At 63.8% G+C, this 15,952-nt stretch carries 12 protein-coding genes; 5 read left to right on the forward strand and 7 right to left on the reverse strand.

Annotated elements, in window-relative coordinates; all coding sequences use genetic code 11:
• Positions 1 to 197 precede the first annotated feature (197 nt).
• Genes AAFN55_RS20220 through AAFN55_RS20245 form a run of 6 tightly spaced genes read right to left on the reverse strand, consistent with a single transcriptional unit; the run spans position 198 to position 6,024 of the window.
• Positions 198 to 683, reverse strand: a complete 486-nt coding sequence (locus tag AAFN55_RS20220; RefSeq protein ID WP_347800774.1) for a chemotaxis protein CheW — start codon at positions 681 to 683, stop codon at positions 198 to 200.
• Complete coding sequence (locus AAFN55_RS20225; RefSeq protein ID WP_347800775.1) at positions 680 to 2,776, reverse strand: methyl-accepting chemotaxis protein; 2,097 nt, start codon at positions 2,774 to 2,776, stop codon at positions 680 to 682. The genes AAFN55_RS20220 and AAFN55_RS20225 overlap by 4 nt, the downstream gene beginning before the upstream one ends.
• 26 nt (positions 2,777 to 2,802) lie before the next feature.
• Positions 2,803 to 3,306, reverse strand: coding sequence for a chemotaxis protein CheW (locus AAFN55_RS20230; protein WP_347800776.1), 504 nt, complete (start codon positions 3,304 to 3,306; stop codon positions 2,803 to 2,805).
• An 8-nt stretch (positions 3,307 to 3,314) separates the two neighbouring features.
• Positions 3,315 to 5,342, reverse strand: a complete 2,028-nt coding sequence (locus AAFN55_RS20235) for a chemotaxis protein CheA (protein WP_347800777.1) — start codon at positions 5,340 to 5,342, stop codon at positions 3,315 to 3,317.
• Complete coding sequence (locus AAFN55_RS20240; RefSeq protein WP_347800778.1) at positions 5,339 to 5,707, reverse strand: response regulator; 369 nt, start codon at positions 5,705 to 5,707, stop codon at positions 5,339 to 5,341. The genes AAFN55_RS20235 and AAFN55_RS20240 overlap by 4 nt, the downstream gene beginning before the upstream one ends.
• Complete coding sequence (locus AAFN55_RS20245; protein WP_347800779.1) at positions 5,704 to 6,024, reverse strand: STAS domain-containing protein; 321 nt, start codon at positions 6,022 to 6,024, stop codon at positions 5,704 to 5,706. The genes AAFN55_RS20240 and AAFN55_RS20245 overlap by 4 nt, the downstream gene beginning before the upstream one ends.
• Positions 6,025 to 6,359: 335 nt before the next feature.
• Here AAFN55_RS20245 and AAFN55_RS20250 point away from each other — a divergent pair, with 335 nt between their 5' ends.
• Positions 6,360 to 8,060, forward strand: a complete 1,701-nt coding sequence (locus AAFN55_RS20250; protein WP_347800780.1) for a chemotaxis protein — start codon at positions 6,360 to 6,362, stop codon at positions 8,058 to 8,060.
• Between the two features lie 46 nt (positions 8,061 to 8,106).
• Here the strand turns inward: AAFN55_RS20250 and AAFN55_RS20255 are convergent, their stop codons facing one another.
• A complete protein-coding gene (locus tag AAFN55_RS20255; protein ID WP_347800781.1) occupies positions 8,107 to 9,159 on the reverse strand; it encodes an HD domain-containing phosphohydrolase in 1,053 nt (350 codons plus the stop codon).
• A gap of 503 nt (positions 9,160 to 9,662) precedes the next feature.
• Here AAFN55_RS20255 and AAFN55_RS20260 point away from each other — a divergent pair.
• From AAFN55_RS20260 to AAFN55_RS20275, 4 genes are all read left to right on the forward strand, one after another.
• The gene (locus tag AAFN55_RS20260) at positions 9,663 to 11,552 is read left to right on the forward strand and encodes a nucleoside-diphosphate sugar epimerase/dehydratase (protein WP_347800782.1); all 1,890 of its coding nucleotides are present in this window, start codon (positions 9,663 to 9,665) and stop codon (positions 11,550 to 11,552) included.
• Entirely contained in the window at positions 11,552 to 12,502 is a 951-nt protein-coding gene (locus tag AAFN55_RS20265; protein ID WP_347800783.1) for an NAD-dependent epimerase/dehydratase family protein, read from the forward strand. Before AAFN55_RS20260 ends, AAFN55_RS20265 begins: the two co-directional genes overlap by 1 nt.
• Positions 12,503 to 12,737: 235 nt before the next feature.
• Complete coding sequence (locus AAFN55_RS20270) at positions 12,738 to 14,489, forward strand: type I secretion system permease/ATPase (protein ID WP_347800784.1); 1,752 nt, start codon at positions 12,738 to 12,740, stop codon at positions 14,487 to 14,489.
• Positions 14,486 to 15,811, forward strand: coding sequence for an HlyD family type I secretion periplasmic adaptor subunit (locus AAFN55_RS20275; protein ID WP_347800785.1), 1,326 nt, complete (start codon positions 14,486 to 14,488; stop codon positions 15,809 to 15,811). The genes AAFN55_RS20270 and AAFN55_RS20275 overlap by 4 nt, the downstream gene beginning before the upstream one ends.
• Positions 15,812 to 15,952 lie beyond the last annotated feature (141 nt).

Below are 15,952 nucleotides of genomic sequence, written 5' to 3' on the forward strand. Positions count from 1 at the left end.
ATCGTAAGTTTGCTGTGACGCGGCGCGCCTGTAGTGGCGTGTCGGTGGTGAAAGAACGTGCCGGTCGCGGCAGGGGAAGAGTGCAACTCCACTGCCTGGATGGCCCGTGCATGAAGCCGGACGCCTGTACATTCCCGCCTGTCTTTATCTGGCTCTTGTTTGCGGGAATGCCGTGTTCATACCTGCTCAATCAGGTTTCAGGCCGCCGCAGACGCGTCGGCCAGAAGTGTCGTATCGCGCTCCGAGAGAAGGCTTGCGAGGTCGATCAGGACGACGAAGCCCTGGTCTCTCCGCACGACGCCGGCGATGTAGTCGGATCGCCAGCGGCTGCCGATGTCGGGAGCCTTTTCCACCTGGTCACGCCGGAATGGCGTGACCTCGTAGACCCGGTCTGCGACCATGCCCAAAGTGAGCATGCGATCGTCGAGCGGGATATCCATGACCAGCACCCGCGTGTGCGGTGTGGCCACCGTCTTCGTCAGGCCGAGCTTGAGGCGCAAATCCATGACCGGAACGCCCTGGCCTCTCACATCCCGCAGGCCCAGCAGGTAATCCGGACCGTTGGGAACCCTGAAGGCCTGCTCGTGGTCCAGGATTTCCCGGACCACGCCGACCGGCACCGCGAAGACCTCATCACCGAGACTGAAGGTGACGTATTGGGCTTCGTCGGAGCCGGACATCATGCAGACTCCCGGAAGTCGGCGTCATGCTCGTCCGGTCCGCCCATCGCCATGTCGAGCGCAAAGCCCTTGGCGCGTTCCTGCTGGGCATGGACCGGGTTGCCGGCCTGCTTCTTGAATACCGGCTTTGCAGCCGGAGACTTGCGAGGTGCCTGAGCCGGCGCTGCCATCTTGGCGGCGGGAGCGCTTCGCTTCGCGTTCGCAGCTTCGATGCGGAAGAACGCGATGGAAGCCTGGAGTTCCTCGGCCTGTGCGGCGAGTTCTTCCGACGTCGCCGACATCTCTTCCGATGCGCCCGCGTTCTGCTGCGTCACCTGATCGAGCTGCTGGATCGCCTCGTTGATCTGGGCAGCGCCGATATCCTGCTCGCGGCAGGCGGCACTGATCTCGGAGACGAGTTCGGCGGTCTTGCGGATATCGGGAACCAGACGCGTCAGCATCTCGCCCGCTTCCGTGGCGACGGTCACGGTGTCGCCCGACAATGCGCTGATCTCGGCTGCCGCAGCCTGGCTGCGTTCGGCAAGCTTGCGCACTTCGGAAGCAACGACCGCGAAGCCCTTGCCGTGCTCGCCGGCGCGGGCAGCTTCGACAGCCGCGTTGAGCGCCAGCAGATCGGTCTGACGTGCGATTTCCTGCACGATCCCGATCTTTTCCGCGATGGTGCGCATCGCTTCCACCGCACGCGTCACGGCAGCGCCGCTGCTTTCAGCATCCTTGGAAGACTGACGCGCCATCTTCTCGGTCTGGGCTGCGTTGTCGGCGTTCTGCTTGATGTTGGCAGCCATCTCCTCCATCGAGGACGAGGCCTGTTCGGCAGCCGAAGCCTGCTCGGTGGCGCCCTGCGACAACTGCTCGGAGCTCGACGACAGTTCCTGACTGCCTGCCGAAACGTTCTCGGACGCGGCCAGAGCATCGCCCACGACGCCGCGCAGACGCTCGATCATCTTGTTCACGTGGCCGAGCAGGTCGCCGACCTCGTCACGCGTGGTGATGTCGGCATAGCGCGTCAGATCCCCCTCGGCGACGGAGCGGACCGCTTCATTGGCATTGCGCAGACCGCGTCCGATGGAGACGACGATCCAGAACGCCGCAACAATTGCGATCAGGGTCGAAAGCGCAAGCAGACCCATCAGCATCATGCGGCTGTTCTCGTAGGTCGCGTCCGCTCCGGCGATGCCCTCAAGCTTGAGCTGGCGGTTGAACTCGACGAGTTCGTTGAGCGATTCCACTGCCGCGGCACGAGCCTCACGCATCTCGCCATTCGCAAGCAGCGTGGATTCGTACGTGCTGCGCTGGATGGCAACAGCATTGGAACGATCGGCTGCGCCCTTGACCGTGGCAAACGCGGCCTGCATGGCCTGCACGGCAGCGCGCTGCTGACCCTGCGCAGATGCCAGCAATGCGGAAATGTCCGTTTCGATCTCCGTGGCGGCGGCGTCATACGCCTTCATCCAGTCGGCCTGCCGGTCGGGATCGCTGCTGGCGAGGAGAATATTGCGGTGCTGGCGGAAGAAGTTACCGACATCAGCCCGGATTTCCGAAGCCCGCTCATAGTTCTCCAGGGCACCGACGTCTCCGCGCAGCACGGATTCCCGTATCGTTCTGGAAAGCGTTACCGCGGCTTCCTCGGCGGCGCGGTAGGCGACTGTGCCGTCCGTCGTCGATATGTTGAACGCTTCAAAATCCGTGTTCTTCTTGGTGATCTCCTGCAAGGTCAGGTTCTGGGCCCAATAGGACGACCACTTTGTCGTGAAATCGTTGAGCAAACCATGGCCCGTTTGGGTGGTGAGCTTGCTTCTGACGTCTTCGGTAAGCTTCGCCAGATCCGCGTTACGTGCAGCCAGGGTCGTGGAAATCTGGTCCATTTCCGCGGCGTCGTTGGTGAGGATCATCTGCCGTGTCTGCGAGCCGATTTCGCCGGTAAGCGTTTCAAGCCCGCTGAGGCCGAGCGTGGCTTCGCCGGTTACGTTCACGAGCCGGTCCATGGTCTCGTTGAGCTCGCCAAGACTCTGGACAGCAACGAACATACTGACGCCGGACAGCAGAATGACCGTTGAAAACGTCGCTATGAGCTTGGTTCTGATGGTTAATCGCATTTGAATCGTCCCCCGTGAATGAACCGTCAGTTGACGGTGCGTGCGGCGCCGGGTGCAGGCGCGTCGTGATGATCGAAGATGGCTTGCAGGTTCGGGAGGATGATGAATTCGCCCCCGCGCTTGAAAAGCCCCTCGATGTAATCAGGCCGCCAGCGCATACCGACGCTGGGTGGCGGTTCGCTCGCCTTCATGGCGAGAGTCGTCACTTCATTGACCTTGTCGGTCCGGAGGCCGATCAGGGTCGTTTCCCCTTTCAGGTCGAGCTCGATGACGACGATGCGGCTGTCGATCGTCGCCTCCGTCGCATCCATCCCGAAAGCCAGCCGAAGGTCAGCCAGCGGGATCACCCGTCCGCGAAAGTTGATGACGCTGCCGACGAAACGTTCCGCGCCCGGAACCCGCGTCTCGGGCAGCATGTCGAGGATTTCCTGCACCCGCATCGCCTCCAGCGCGAAGGTTTCGCCATGAAGGTTGAAGGTGAGGACTTCCATTTCGTCGCCGGCAGGGCCGGCATCTGTTGTCTGCTGCATCATCGCAATCACCCTGCAGCGCGCAGTCGCGCTTCCTGTTGCTGGCCGGCCGCCACGAGATGGGCGACGTCGAGAATGAGCGCGACGGTGCCGTCGCCCAGGATCGTCGCGCCGGAAAAGGTCGCAACGTCGGCGTGCAGCTTCGACATCGACTTGATGACGGTCTGGTGGTCGCCGATGATCTGGTCGACCACGAGGCCCACGCGCTCGGAGCCCGTCGAGATGACCACGATCTTCTGATGCGGGTCGGGTCTCGTGCCGGTATCGAAGAGTTCGCGCAGGCGCAGGAACGGAACCAGCGCGTCGCGCAGCGAGATGAAGGACCGGCCCCGCGAGCGCAGATCGTCTTCGAGCGACAGTTCGATGCATTCCTCGACCGCGGCGAGCGGGATCACGTAGCGCCCCTCGCCGACGCGGACGAGCAGCCCGTCGATGATCGCCACCGTCAGCGGAATGCGAAGCGATATCTCCGACCCCTCGCCCGCCTTGCTGGTCATGTCGATGGCGCCGCGCAGCGACTCGATCGTACGCTTCACCACATCCATTCCGACGCCGCGCCCGGAGAGGTTGGTGACCTTCTGCGCCGTCGAGAAACCAGGATGGAAAACGAACTGCAGGAGTTCCTGATCGCTCACCGCCTGGCCCGGCTCTATCAGCCCCGATGCTTCCGCCTTGGCGCGAACCTTCGCCCGATCGATGCCACGGCCGTCGTCGGTAATCCTGATGATGACCTCGCCGCCGGCCTGTCGGGCAGACAAGCGGATCGTTCCCATGGACGGCTTGCCGGCAGCCTCGCGATCGCCCGGCAGTTCGAGCCCGTGGTCGATGGAGTTCCGCACGAGATGCACCAGCGGGTCGGCCAGCCGCTCGATGACGGTCTTGTCGACCTCGGTGCTCTCGCCCTCCGTGACGAGCTCGATCGCCTTGCCGGTCTCCCGCGCAAGGTCATGCACGAGCCGCCGGAAACGGCCAAACAATGTCGCGACCGGCACCATGCGCAAAACCATCATCGTATCGCGCAACTCGCCGGACAGCCGCTCGATCTCCTCGGAGACCGAGCGCAGATGCAGGTCCGCGCTGCTGGCGGCCAACTGGCTGAGGCGAGACTGCGCGATGACGAGTTCGCCGACGCGGTCCATCAATTCGTCGAGACGTTCGGCGGGAACGCGGACGTTCTCGGCAGACTTGGCCTGACGAGCCTCGGCCGTCATCGTGACCGGCGCGAGGTCGACCGGAAGTATGGCAGGACGCGGATCGTTCGCCGGGACCGCAACCGGAGGCGCTGCGACAGCAACCGCCTGTACCTCGCTCGAAGCGACCGGTGTTTGCTCTCCGCCCAGTTCCTCGATGCGAATCTGCATGTCGTCCATCACGAAAATGAACACGTCCTCGATCGCCGCGCGCGGCTGGTCCGTCTCGACCGTCACGTCCCAGGCGAGGTGGAGATCGGTTGGAACGAGCGCCTCGATGGGCGGGACGGCGGAGACGTCCGCCTTGATCGTTGCGGGACCCAGATCGCGGATTTCGGCCAGCAGCGCCAACGGGTTCGTGCCGTTCGACATCGAATTGACCGGCAGGCTGAACCCGACCTTCCAGCCCTTGCGGCCGCTCTGTGCGGGTGTGTCCGTCACAGGCGGAGGCGTGGCCGCCGCCCCGGTCTCGGCACCCTCGACGGCAGCCCTGAGTGCGCTCAGGAGGCCCTCGCCCCGCTCCAGATGGGCGGGCGTCACCGCGTCTTCCACCAGCGAGCGCATGTGGTCGCGTGCTGACAGAACGGCAAGGACGAGCTCGACGGTCGCCGGCACTTCGCCTTTGCGCACGCGGTCGAATGCCGTCTCGCAATGATGCGTGAACGCGGCCAGCGCCTCGAAGCCGAACATCGCGCCGGAGCCCTTGAGGGTGTGCAGCCCGCGAAACACGGCATCGATGAGGTCCTTGTCGGCAAGGCGGTGCGTGAGATCGAGCAACCCCTCTTCGACCTGCTCCAGAAGCTCGGCAGCCTCGATACGGAAAGTCTCGACAGGATCCATGCTCATCGGCCCAGCACCTTCCTGACGATCCGGACGAGCTGTTCGGAATCGAACGGCTTGGTCAGCCAGCCGGTAGCGCCCGCCGCCTTGGCGCGCTGCTTCATGCCCTCGTCGGATTCCGTGGTGAGGAAGATGATCGGCACGCCCATATGGGCCGGCGACTTGCGCAACTCCTCGATCATGGTCAGCCCGTCCATGACGGGCATGTTCAGGTCGGTGACGATGAGGTCGTAGTGGTTCGCCTTCGCCTTCTCGATGCCCTGCGCGCCGTCGGCGGCTTCCGCAACCGTGTAGCCCGCGCCGCTGAGAGCGATCTTGATCGTCATGCGTATGCTGGCCGAGTCATCGACCGTGAGAATGGAAGCGCTCATTGCAGAACCCCTTCTGTGGTCCAGAGGCCGGCGATGTCGCTCTCGAGGAAGCCGCCCCGCGTGAGAACATCGAGCAACGGGCCCTGCGGATCGTGCGCAAGCTTAACCGCTTTACCCGATGCCCTTGCACTGACCTGAACGGAGATTAGAAGCTGAACGAAGCTGATATCAGCCTCGACATCCGAAGGTATCTCGATGTCTATTGATTGATGTGATGCCAGAGACGACGCCAATACTTCTTTCAATTCAGAAATATATCTAATCGTCAACGGGCCAGACAAGCGGATGTAATCCGCTTCTGCGCCAGTATGTTCCAATTTTGCCCCCGAAAACTTGAATTTCCGACTCGTAACCCGAGGCGGATAGACTCATTTCTCGGTAAAAAATTTATGAAGCGCTGGGGGTGACTCTACGCCCGCCCAAGGTGAGGCTTAGTCGCGATCTTGCCTTCGGACTGCACATATCGATCGCAGATGATGCATTCTGATACATCTTCACATGATCCCAGCTATCCGACTCCCCAACTCTTCCACCCCAGAAATGACTCCTCTCTGGGCCAAGTCATTTAATCGAATAGGCCACGCAATTTACCGGAAATTCGCAGTTGATCGGCATAACTCGCCCCAGATCCAGCATGTGCGAGTAGTGTAGAGTGAATCCACAGATCGACGTCACCAGTTCCGCCCCGTCGAGCGCCCACCTCGGCGATCGCCTGGAGCATGCGCGAAGCCGGCTGGAACAGCGTTTCCTCGATGGCGGCACGGTGCTGGCATCCGCGCTCGAACAGATCGGCGACCTGATCGGCGCACTCGATCAGGTCACCGGATCGCTGGGCGAGGATGCCGTCAACGCGACGATCGGAGACCTGACGGACACGGCCAATCAGCTTCTCGGGCTGCCCGCGCTGCAGACTGCGCGCCAGGACAGCATGCGCGAACTGGCGCAGTCCGGTGCCGTGCTTGCAGGACACGTCGATACGATGCTTGAGACGCTGCGCTATCTGCGCACCTTCGCGGTCACAGTGAAGATCACCGGCGCGGGCGCCATCGAGTTCGCGGGCTTCGCCGATGAAATGCTGGACAAGATCCAGAGCGGGCGAAACCAGGTCGACGGCTTTTCCGCCCGCCTCGTCCAGCTCTCCGCGCAGGTCAAGGCCGCGATCGCGTTCGGCACAGAACTCGACAAGCAGTATCAGGGCATCGTCCCGCAGGTGACCCGCGACCTGTCCGGCGATGCCGTGCGCATGGGCGACTATCACCGCGACGTGGCGGACGTCGCCCGCGCGCTTGCCAGGCTGGTTCACGCCGTCCAGAGCAAGGTCGCCAAGGTGCTGTCGGCGCTTCAGATCGGCGACATAACCCGCCAGCGCATCGAGCATGTGCAAGCGGGCCTGACCATCGTCGACGAGATCAGGAGCGACACTGCCTTCCCGCAGGCCGACGCGCAGGCGATCCTCCGTTTGCTTGCCGATCAGACCGAAGACCTACTCGAGGAATTCCACGCGGGATGCCAGGTGGTGACGTCGAGCCTCGCCGGCCTCGCTGCGGATACGAAGGAAATCCTGGCACTCGGCAAAAAGGCGCGGGGCGATGCATCGGGCGGAAGCGAGAGCTTTTTGCGCGCGCTCGAAACCAGCGTCGGTGCCGCTCGCAGGCTCGTGGACAAGGTGGAGGCATCGGGCGCACGCGCCGACGATGTGAGCCGTTCGGCCGGATCGACCGCGCAGGAACTGATCGACGGCGTCGACAGCATCCGGGCGATCAAGACCGAAATCCAGCACATGGCCATCAACACCAGCCTGCGTTGCAGCCGCATGGGCGAGGCCGGCAAACCCATGAACGTCGTGGCTTCGGAACTGCGCATCTTCGCGGACCAGATGGAGACCGTGTCTTCGCACATTCTGGGCTGTCTGGATCATCTCAGCGCCCGCGCCAAGGGCCTGTCCGGCGACAATTCCGGGCTCACCCCGCGCATGGGCGAGACGCTCGATGGTGCCCTGTCTCACATACGCCAGTCCGGCGAGGAGATGGCCGGAAACCTGAAGGAACTCGCGATCCGCGGTGATCAGGTCGCAAAGAGCGTCGCGCAGAGTGTCGCCAAGCTCGACTTCACGCGCGAACTCGGCGACGTTCTCGAAGAATGCGCCGTTGCATTGGACACGGAGGCTGCGGGCCCTGTGTCGGCAGAAGACCGGGTCAGCGGCGATGGACCGTTGCACGGCATCGCCGAGCGCATTTTCGCGACCTACACGATGGCCAGGGAACGCGACGTGCACAGGCGCCACTTCGATCAACCGGCGGCGGGTCATGCGCGCGCGGTCACCGCGCCCGACCTCGACGACGTCTTGTTCTAGCAAGGACCGGCATGGGCGGCGCGGCCGCCCGCCTCACCGCTGACGATCACGCGACCTGCTGGGCCGGGTGGTTCGTCACTGCCTCGAACAGGGGCCGGATGTCCGGCCACTTCGCCTTGAACGCCTCCACGCAGGCCGGGTCGAAATGCGTGCCGCTGCAACGCAGGATCTCGTCATAGGCATCCTGTATCGGCCATGCACGCTTGTAGGGCCGCTCCGAGCAAAGCGCGTCCAGCACGTCGGCAATCGCGACGATGCGCCCTTCCATGGGGATCGCCTCGCCCGCCAGACTGGCGGGATATCCGCTGCCGTCCCACTTTTCGTGATGCGAGGCGGCGACCGTCGCCGCCATCCTGATCAGGTCCGACGAACCGCCTTCCAGGATCCGGCAGCCATATTCGACATGGCGGCGCATCGTCTCCACCTCGTCCTGCGTCAGCCGCCCCGGCTTTTGCAGGATGGCATCCGAAATCCCGATCTTGCCGATATCGTGGAGCGGAGCAGCGAGATAGAGGATGCGCGCGCGCTCTTCCGCGAAGCCCATTCCCTCCGCGATCAGGCGCGACACCGTCGCGACGCGCGAGACGTGTTCACCCGTTGTCCCGTCGCGATATTCGATCGCGCGCGACAGCCGCCAGATCACCTCTTCCTCGCGATCCATGATGTGCCGCGTGGCGGCATCGACCTCGCGCGCAAGCATCCGCGCACGCTCCGCGAGCTCAAGCTGTGCCCGGCGCAGCGCAAGCAGGTTGCGAACCCGTGCCTGGAGTTCGATCCAATCGAAAGGCTTGTTCAGGAAGTCCGTCGCCCCGACCTCGATCGCATGCAGACGCAGCTTCTGGTCCTCATCCGACGTGATCATGATGATGGGGACGAGACGGTAGGGTTCGCTCGCCCGCAGCGCGGCGATGAAATCGACGCCGTTCATCTTCGGCATCACGTAATCGACGAGCAGAAGGTCGAACTGGCTATCGGCACAAAGCCTCATGGCAATCTCGGCGCTGAGGCATGTCTCCACCGCGCAGTCGCCAAGCTGTGCAACCACGCCGGCAATAGCCGCAAGACTGGAGCGACTATCGTCGACAACGAGTACTTTCACCGAACACCTCGCAGGAGCGCGCAATCAACTCACGGCGTATACCTTATCCATTGCATGTGTTTCCCAGAGGTAACTTTCGGCATCAATTCTCGCTCTTTGCGGTTCAATCGTGAAAAATAAGGTGCGGGATATGGCGCGCGACAGCACGTTGGAGGCCTCTCGATGGCACCCTGTTCGCCGATCGACACACAAGATCGGACATTCACCAACCCCGATCGTGAAATTTTCAGCGGGTGGATGGCACCCTCACCGGTTGGATATGTTGCCATTGACTGCCGGATTGTCTATGGGGCGATTGGGGGCGAAATCGACGGATTATCCGGTAGCCATGCACCCGTACGGGTTGTCACAGCCGACCTGCCATAGACGGCCAACGGCCGCTGGGCATTTGCTATGGAACTTGAAGACCGCTCAGGTCTTAAGTGCGAAGTCCGGCCGTGAGGTGGACTTGTGAACGTGTTCCACAGGCATCACAGGATAACGACGCGAATGGCTGCGTGAGCATGACGAAGTTCCCCGTAGTTCCGTCGCTATCGAGGCTTCGCGACCAGATTTCGGCGGGCGGGCGCGCGCCCAAGCGTTTGGCCCTGATCATCTTCGACGCGACAGCCCTGACGTTCGTTTGCTGGCTCAGCTTCACGCTGCGTCTTGGCCACACATTCGTGCCGAATGCGGGTCAGACCGCGATCATACTGGCGGCGCCCGCGCTTGCCATTCCCATCTTTGCCCGCATGGGCCTGTACCGGGCGGTGCTGCGCTACCTTCCGGACCGCGCGGTCTGGACGATCGTTCAGGTCGTCAGTCTCGCGGTGCTGGGCTGGGTGGCACTCGCCTTCCTGACCGCGATGACCGGAGCACCCGGCGTGCCGCGCTCCGTGCCGGCGATCTACTGGATGCTGTCGCTCCTCGTGATCACCGGAAGCCGTTTCGGTGCGAAGTGGCTGCTGTGGCGCAACCCGTGGCGCACGGATGAACGCGTCAAGACACTGATCTACGGGACCGGCGACGCCGCCACCCAGCTTGCGGACGCGCTGCGTTCGTCGGGCGGGCGCGACGTAGCGGGATTCATCAGCAAGGACGCGTCCCTCTACGGACTCGACATGATGGGAATCCGGGTCTACCCGCCTGCCGAATTGAGGCGTCTCGTCACCAACATAGGCATCGACGAGATCATCATCACGACGCCTTCGGTCGGCGGCGCCAGCGGGCGCGCGCTGATGGCGGAGTTGAGTTCCCTGCCGGTCAATGTGCGCATCCTGCCTCCGATCGCCGATCTGGCCGAGGGCAAATATCTGGTCAGTCACGTTCGCGATATCGACATCGACGATCTGCTCGGGCGCTCGCCGGTGCCGGCCGACCCTGCTCTCCTGCGCGCCATGATCCATGGCCGCTCGATCCTCGTCACCGGCGCTGCAGGATCGATCGGCTCCGCGCTCTGCCGCATCATCGCGCGGCTGCAACCGGCGCGGCTTGTCCTTCTGGAAACGAACGAGCACGGCCTCTACCAGATCGACCGAGAATTGCGGCAGGACGCGGCGTTTCCGATCGTTCCGGTGCTCGGGTCGATCGGCGACTCCAGGCTGGTTCAGCGCCTGCTCGCCGGCAATGCCGTCGAGACCATCTATCACTGCGCCGCCTACAAGCATGTCCACCTCGTGGAGGCCAACAGTCTGGAGGGCATCCGCAACAACGTGCTGGGCACCCAGGTGCTCGCGGAAGCGGCCGTCGAGGCGCGGGTTCCCAACTTCATCCTGATTTCGTCCGACAAGGCCGTGCGGCCCGCAAGCGTGATGGGCGCGACCAAGCGCTGGGCCGAGAAGATCGTGCGCTTTCACGGCACGAAGCCGTTGGCCGATCCCTTCACGCGCAACTATGCGTGCGTGCGTTTCGGCAACGTCATCGGCTCCAGCGGGTCCGTTGTGCCACTCTTCAAGGAGCAGATCGCTTCGGGCGGGCCCGTCACCATCACGGACGAGAAGATGACGCGCTACTTCATGTCCGTCCGCGAGGCGGCCGAATTGATCGTGCAGGCGGGCGGCCTGTCGCAGAGCGGCGATATCCTGCTTCTCGAAATGGGCGAGCCTATCAGCATCCGCGATCTTGCGCAGGACATGGTGGCGCTGGCCGGCCTGACCGTGCGTGACGCACGCCATCCCGAAGGCGACATCGAGATCGTCACCATCGGAATGCGCGAAGGCGAAAAGCTGCACGAGGAATTGTTCTATGATCCCACGGGGGTCAGCGCGACGGCGCATCCAAAGATCCTACGCGCCAAGCGTCAGAACGGCGGCCACAGCAGCGTGCCGGACATGATGGCCGACCTGCGCGCCGCCATGGATGCCATGGATTCCGATGCAACGGTGAACGTGCTCTTCAAGCACACCGAGCAGTGATGACCCGCGCCGTTCTGGTGACCGGCGCTTATGGTTTCATCGGCAGTGCGGTCACGCGCCGTCTCACCGATGCCGGGTGGACCGTGAAGGCGGCGACGCGTGATCCCGGTCGTCACCCCTCGACGCTTTCCGCGCCCGTTCGCCTGCCCGACCTCGAGGCTGACCCTGTCGCCTGGGACGCGCTTCTGGATGGCGTCGATCACGTGGTGCATTGCGCGGGCATCGCGCAAGCCTCGGACGCCCTGTCCGATGCCGACTATCGCGCAGCCAATGTCGATCTTACGGAAACCCTCGCGAAGGCAGCCTTGCGCCGCAGCAAAGGTCGCTTCATCTTCCTGTCCTCGATACGGGCCGTGACCGGCCCGGTCGCTCCGGGCGTCATCGACGACACGACGCCCCCTGCACCGAGCGATGCCTATGGCCGCTCCAAGCTTGAGGCGGAGCGGGCGCTTCGAGCCATGTTCGCGGGCGACGACGCGAAACGTCTGGTCATCTTCCAGCCGGTTCCCGTCTATGGCAACGAAGCGCGCGGCAATCTGCACGCGCTGCTGCGCCTCGCGTCCCTGCCGATACCGCTCCCGATCGGGCGGCTGACCGCGAAACGGTCGCTGCTCCACGTCGAAGCGCTCGGAGGTGCGGTCCTGCACATGCTGGACCAGCCTGACGTGGAAGGCGGCATCTACACGATCTGCGACAGCAAACCGCTGTCGATTGCCGAGATCGTTGCGGCCTTCCGCATGGGACAGGGGCGCAAGCCACGCATTCTCGCCGTTCCGCCGTCGATCCTGAGCAGCGCCTTGACGCTGCTGGGCAAGGGTGCGCTGTGGCAGCAGCTTTCCGGCGCGCTCGTGGCCGATGCATCGCGCCTCGAACGAACGGGGTGGACGCCGACCGACGACACCGTGCAACGTCTCTCCGCGCTGGCTGCCGCACCGCACAGCGCCGACTGAACAGCAACGGCCGCCGCATCATCCAATTGAATGATGCGGCATCACTGATTGTCGTATACGATATCAACGTCGCATCATATTGGTCTGTGGGTAGCGGCCACATAGGCGATGCGCTGATTTTTCGGCACCGAACCGCAAATTGAATGCACTGGACTTTTGTCGATTCTAGACTTCAATTCCCAGATCGGGCTTGGGCGATATGCACTGTCCGCCGGGGTTTCAGGGGAGTGCTCAGTTGAAGACAGGGATCCGCCCGCTCGTAATCCGCAGCGTGATCGAGATCGGTATCTTCTCCGCCGTCGTCAATCTGCTGCTGCTGGTTCCGCCACTCTACCTCTTGCAGGTCTATGATCGCGTCCTGCCTTCCAGCAGCCTCAGCACGCTGATCTACCTGTCGCTTATCGCGCTTGGCGCGCTGGCCGTGCTGGGGCTTCTGGAGATCGCGCGCAGCCTCTATGCCGGCCGGGTCGCTTCGCGCCTTGCGGTCAAGCTTGGCCCGCAGGCCTTCGTCGTGGCGATGAACGGCGCGCGCGCCGGCTTCGGCGACGTCCAGCCACTGCGTGACCTTTCTGTGGTGCGAAGCTTCGTCGCCTCGCGCGCACTGACCTTCCTGTTCGATCTGCCGTTCGGGCCGCTGTTCATCGCGATCATGTACCTGATCCACCCGCTCCTGTTCCTGATCACACTGGGCGGCGGGGTGGTGATGGTGGCGATCGCAATCCTGAACCAGATGGCCACCAGCCGCAGGGACCGCGAGGCGTCCGAGGCGCTTTCCGGTGCGACCAACTCGGCGCAGACCTTCGCGCGAAATTTCGAGACCGTGCGTGCGTTGGGCATGACCGACAACGCGATGGAACGCTGGGGCTCGCTTTATGGCGACTCGCTCAACGCGACCGACGGCGTCGGACGCATCAACGGCATCTTCAGCGGCATCTCACGCACCGTGCGCATGGTCCTGCAACTGCTCATCCTGTGCGGCGGCGCCTATCTCGTCCTCCAGCAGGAGATCACCGCGGGCATGATCTTCGCCTCCGCGATCATCTCGGGACGCGCCCTCCAGCCGCTCGACCAGATCATCGGAAGCTGGCAGCAGATCATCGAGGCCGGTCGCTCGTGGAAAAGGCTGTCGTCGCTCGAAGGATTGGCCGACGAGGAACGCTTCGAGCTTCCGGCGCCGAAGGGCCGCGTCTCGGGCGAGAACATCGTCTACTACCCGCCCGGCGCGGACGCGGCCACCGAGCCTGTCATTCGCCGCTTGAGCTTCATCATCGAGGCAGGCGAGACCGTCGCGATGATCGGACCGAGCCAGGCCGGCAAGTCGACGCTCGCGCGCATCATCGTCGGCGCGATCCGGCCCCGATCGGGCGTGCTGCGCATCGACGGCGCGGACATCGCCACATGGGATCCGGATTCGCTCGGCAAACATCTCGGATACCTGTCGCAGGAAGTGGAATTGTTCCCCGGCACGATCGCCGAGAACATCGCACGCTTCGATCCCGATGCGCGTGAGGAAGACGTCATCGCGGCGGCACGGATGGCGCATGTCCACGATCTGATCCTCGGCCAGAAAAGTGGCTACGGCACGCAGATCGGTCCGGGTGGCGTCAGGCTTTCGGGCGGCGAACGCCAGCGCATCGGGCTTGCGCGCGCCTTCTACGGCGATCCGCGCCTCATCGTTCTCGACGAGCCGAACGCCAGTCTCGACAATGAGGGCGAGGCGGCGCTCGAGAGCGCCATGCGGAAGGCCAAGGAGCGCGGCACGACGGTGATCATCATCACCCACCGCCCCACGATCGCATCGGGGTGCGACCGGATCATGATGCTGCGCGCCGGCCAGATCGAACTCTACGGTCCGACCGCCGAGGTGCTTCAGCGCCTGCAGCAGGGGGCCGGCGCGACCCAGCAACCGGCGCCCCCGACGAAACCTCAACCCGGCAATGTCACTGCGACCTTTGGCAACACGATCCGTGCGGGTGGCCAGACATGAAGACGAGCGAGACCGGCTACAAATGGCAGAAGCGGATCGCGACCCGCACCGGCGGCGTTGCGATACTGGGCTATGTGACCATCGCCCTGTTCGGCGGCGGGTTCGGTGTGTGGGCGGCCACGGCGCCGCTGGCGGGCGCGGCGATCGCGCCGGGTGTCGTCGCCGTCGCGGGCCAGAACATCATGATCCAGCACCAGGAAGGCGGCACCATCACCAAGATCAACTTCCGCGAAGGCGAGACGGTTCGTGAGGGCGACGCGCTCTTCGCGGTCGATTCGACGATGACGCGGGCGCAGCTCAACCGCCTGGTGAGGCAGTTCGTCGCCCAGCGTGCGAAGGCCGTGCGCCTGGAAGCCGAGCGCGACGGCCTCGACCGGCTGACGATGCCCGACGACATCGCCCGCTTCGGGGACGGCTTCGGCCATGAAGACATTTTCCATGAGCAGGAAAAGGAATTCACCGCCCGCCTGTCGCGATACCGCGCCGAAGCCGAGATCCTCGTGCAGCGCAAGCTGGCGCTCGACGAATCCATCAAGGGTCTTCGCGCCCAGAAGACCGCGTTCGAGGAGCAGATCGCGATCGTCAAGGATGAGACACAACGCAAATCCGACCTGCTCGACCGGGGCCTGACCAACCGTTCGGAATATTCCGAACTGCTCCGTGCCGGCGCGTCGCTGCTCGGACAGGCCGGCTCGATCGAGGCGCAGATCGCCAGCACGATCACGCAGCTTGCCGAAGCGGGCCAGCAGACCGAACGCCTCACCACGAGCCGCGTCGAGGAAGCCGTCGGCGAGTTGAACGAAGTGCGCACCGCCCTCTTCGACCTCGAAGAACAGATCGTCGCCGCTCAGGCGGCGGTGGCGCGCTCCGTCGTCCACGCGCCGACCGATGGCGTGGTCGTGCGCATGCATCACAACTCGCGCGACGGTGTCGTGAGGCCGGGCGAAGTCGTGATGGAACTCTTGCCCACGACCAGCGAACTGATCGTGCAGGCGCAGGTGTCTCCGCAGGATATCGACAAGATCCATATCGGCCAGCCGGCGAAGATGATGTTCAGCGCGCTCAACCAGCGCACGACCCCGCAGGTCGCCGGCGAGGTCTTCTATGTCTCCGCCGACCGGCTTGTCGATCAGCGGACCGAAATGCCGTATTACACGGTCAGGCTCAGGATTGCGGGCGCCCTCCCGGACGAGATCAAGCCCGAGCAGGTCTATCCCGGCATGCCTGTCGAAAGCTTCATCTCGACCGACGAGCGAACCTTCGTCTCCTATCTGGCACGCCCGATCATGGATTCGTTCCAGAAGGCGTTCCGCGAGGAATAGCTGCCTGAACGCCGTCCGGAGCGTCGCGGCATGCGGCGCTCCGTGGAGGTGGACCTCAAAATTCGGCATTCGCCATGACCTTGAGCTGCACGCTGGCGGAACTCGCCGTCACATTGGCGACGAAAAAGAGATGCGCCCCTG

This window comes from Mesorhizobium sp. CAU 1732 (assembly GCF_039888675.1).
In the GTDB taxonomy this organism is placed as follows: Bacteria; Pseudomonadota; Alphaproteobacteria; order Rhizobiales; family Rhizobiaceae; genus Aerobium.

What these genes read in the sequence shown, in the direction of transcription:
- AAFN55_RS20220 (WP_347800774.1), bottom strand. Translation starts at nt 683, where the DNA reads ATGATGTCCGGCTCCGACGAAGCCCAATACGTCACCTTCAGTCTCGGT.
- AAFN55_RS20225 (WP_347800775.1), bottom strand. Translation starts at nt 2,776, where the DNA reads ATGCGATTAACCATCAGAACCAAGCTCATAGCGACGTTTTCAACGGTC.
- AAFN55_RS20230 (WP_347800776.1), bottom strand. Translation starts at nt 3,306, where the DNA reads ATGCAGCAGACAACAGATGCCGGCCCTGCCGGCGACGAAATGGAAGTC.
- AAFN55_RS20235 (WP_347800777.1), bottom strand. Translation starts at nt 5,342, where the DNA reads ATGAGCATGGATCCTGTCGAGACTTTCCGTATCGAGGCTGCCGAGCTT.
- AAFN55_RS20240 (WP_347800778.1), bottom strand. Translation starts at nt 5,707, where the DNA reads ATGAGCGCTTCCATTCTCACGGTCGATGACTCGGCCAGCATACGCATG.
- AAFN55_RS20260 (WP_347800782.1), top strand. Translation starts at nt 9,663, where the DNA reads ATGACGAAGTTCCCCGTAGTTCCGTCGCTATCGAGGCTTCGCGACCAG.
- AAFN55_RS20265 (WP_347800783.1), top strand. Translation starts at nt 11,552, where the DNA reads ATGACCCGCGCCGTTCTGGTGACCGGCGCTTATGGTTTCATCGGCAGT.
- AAFN55_RS20275 (WP_347800785.1), top strand. Translation starts at nt 14,486, where the DNA reads ATGAAGACGAGCGAGACCGGCTACAAATGGCAGAAGCGGATCGCGACC.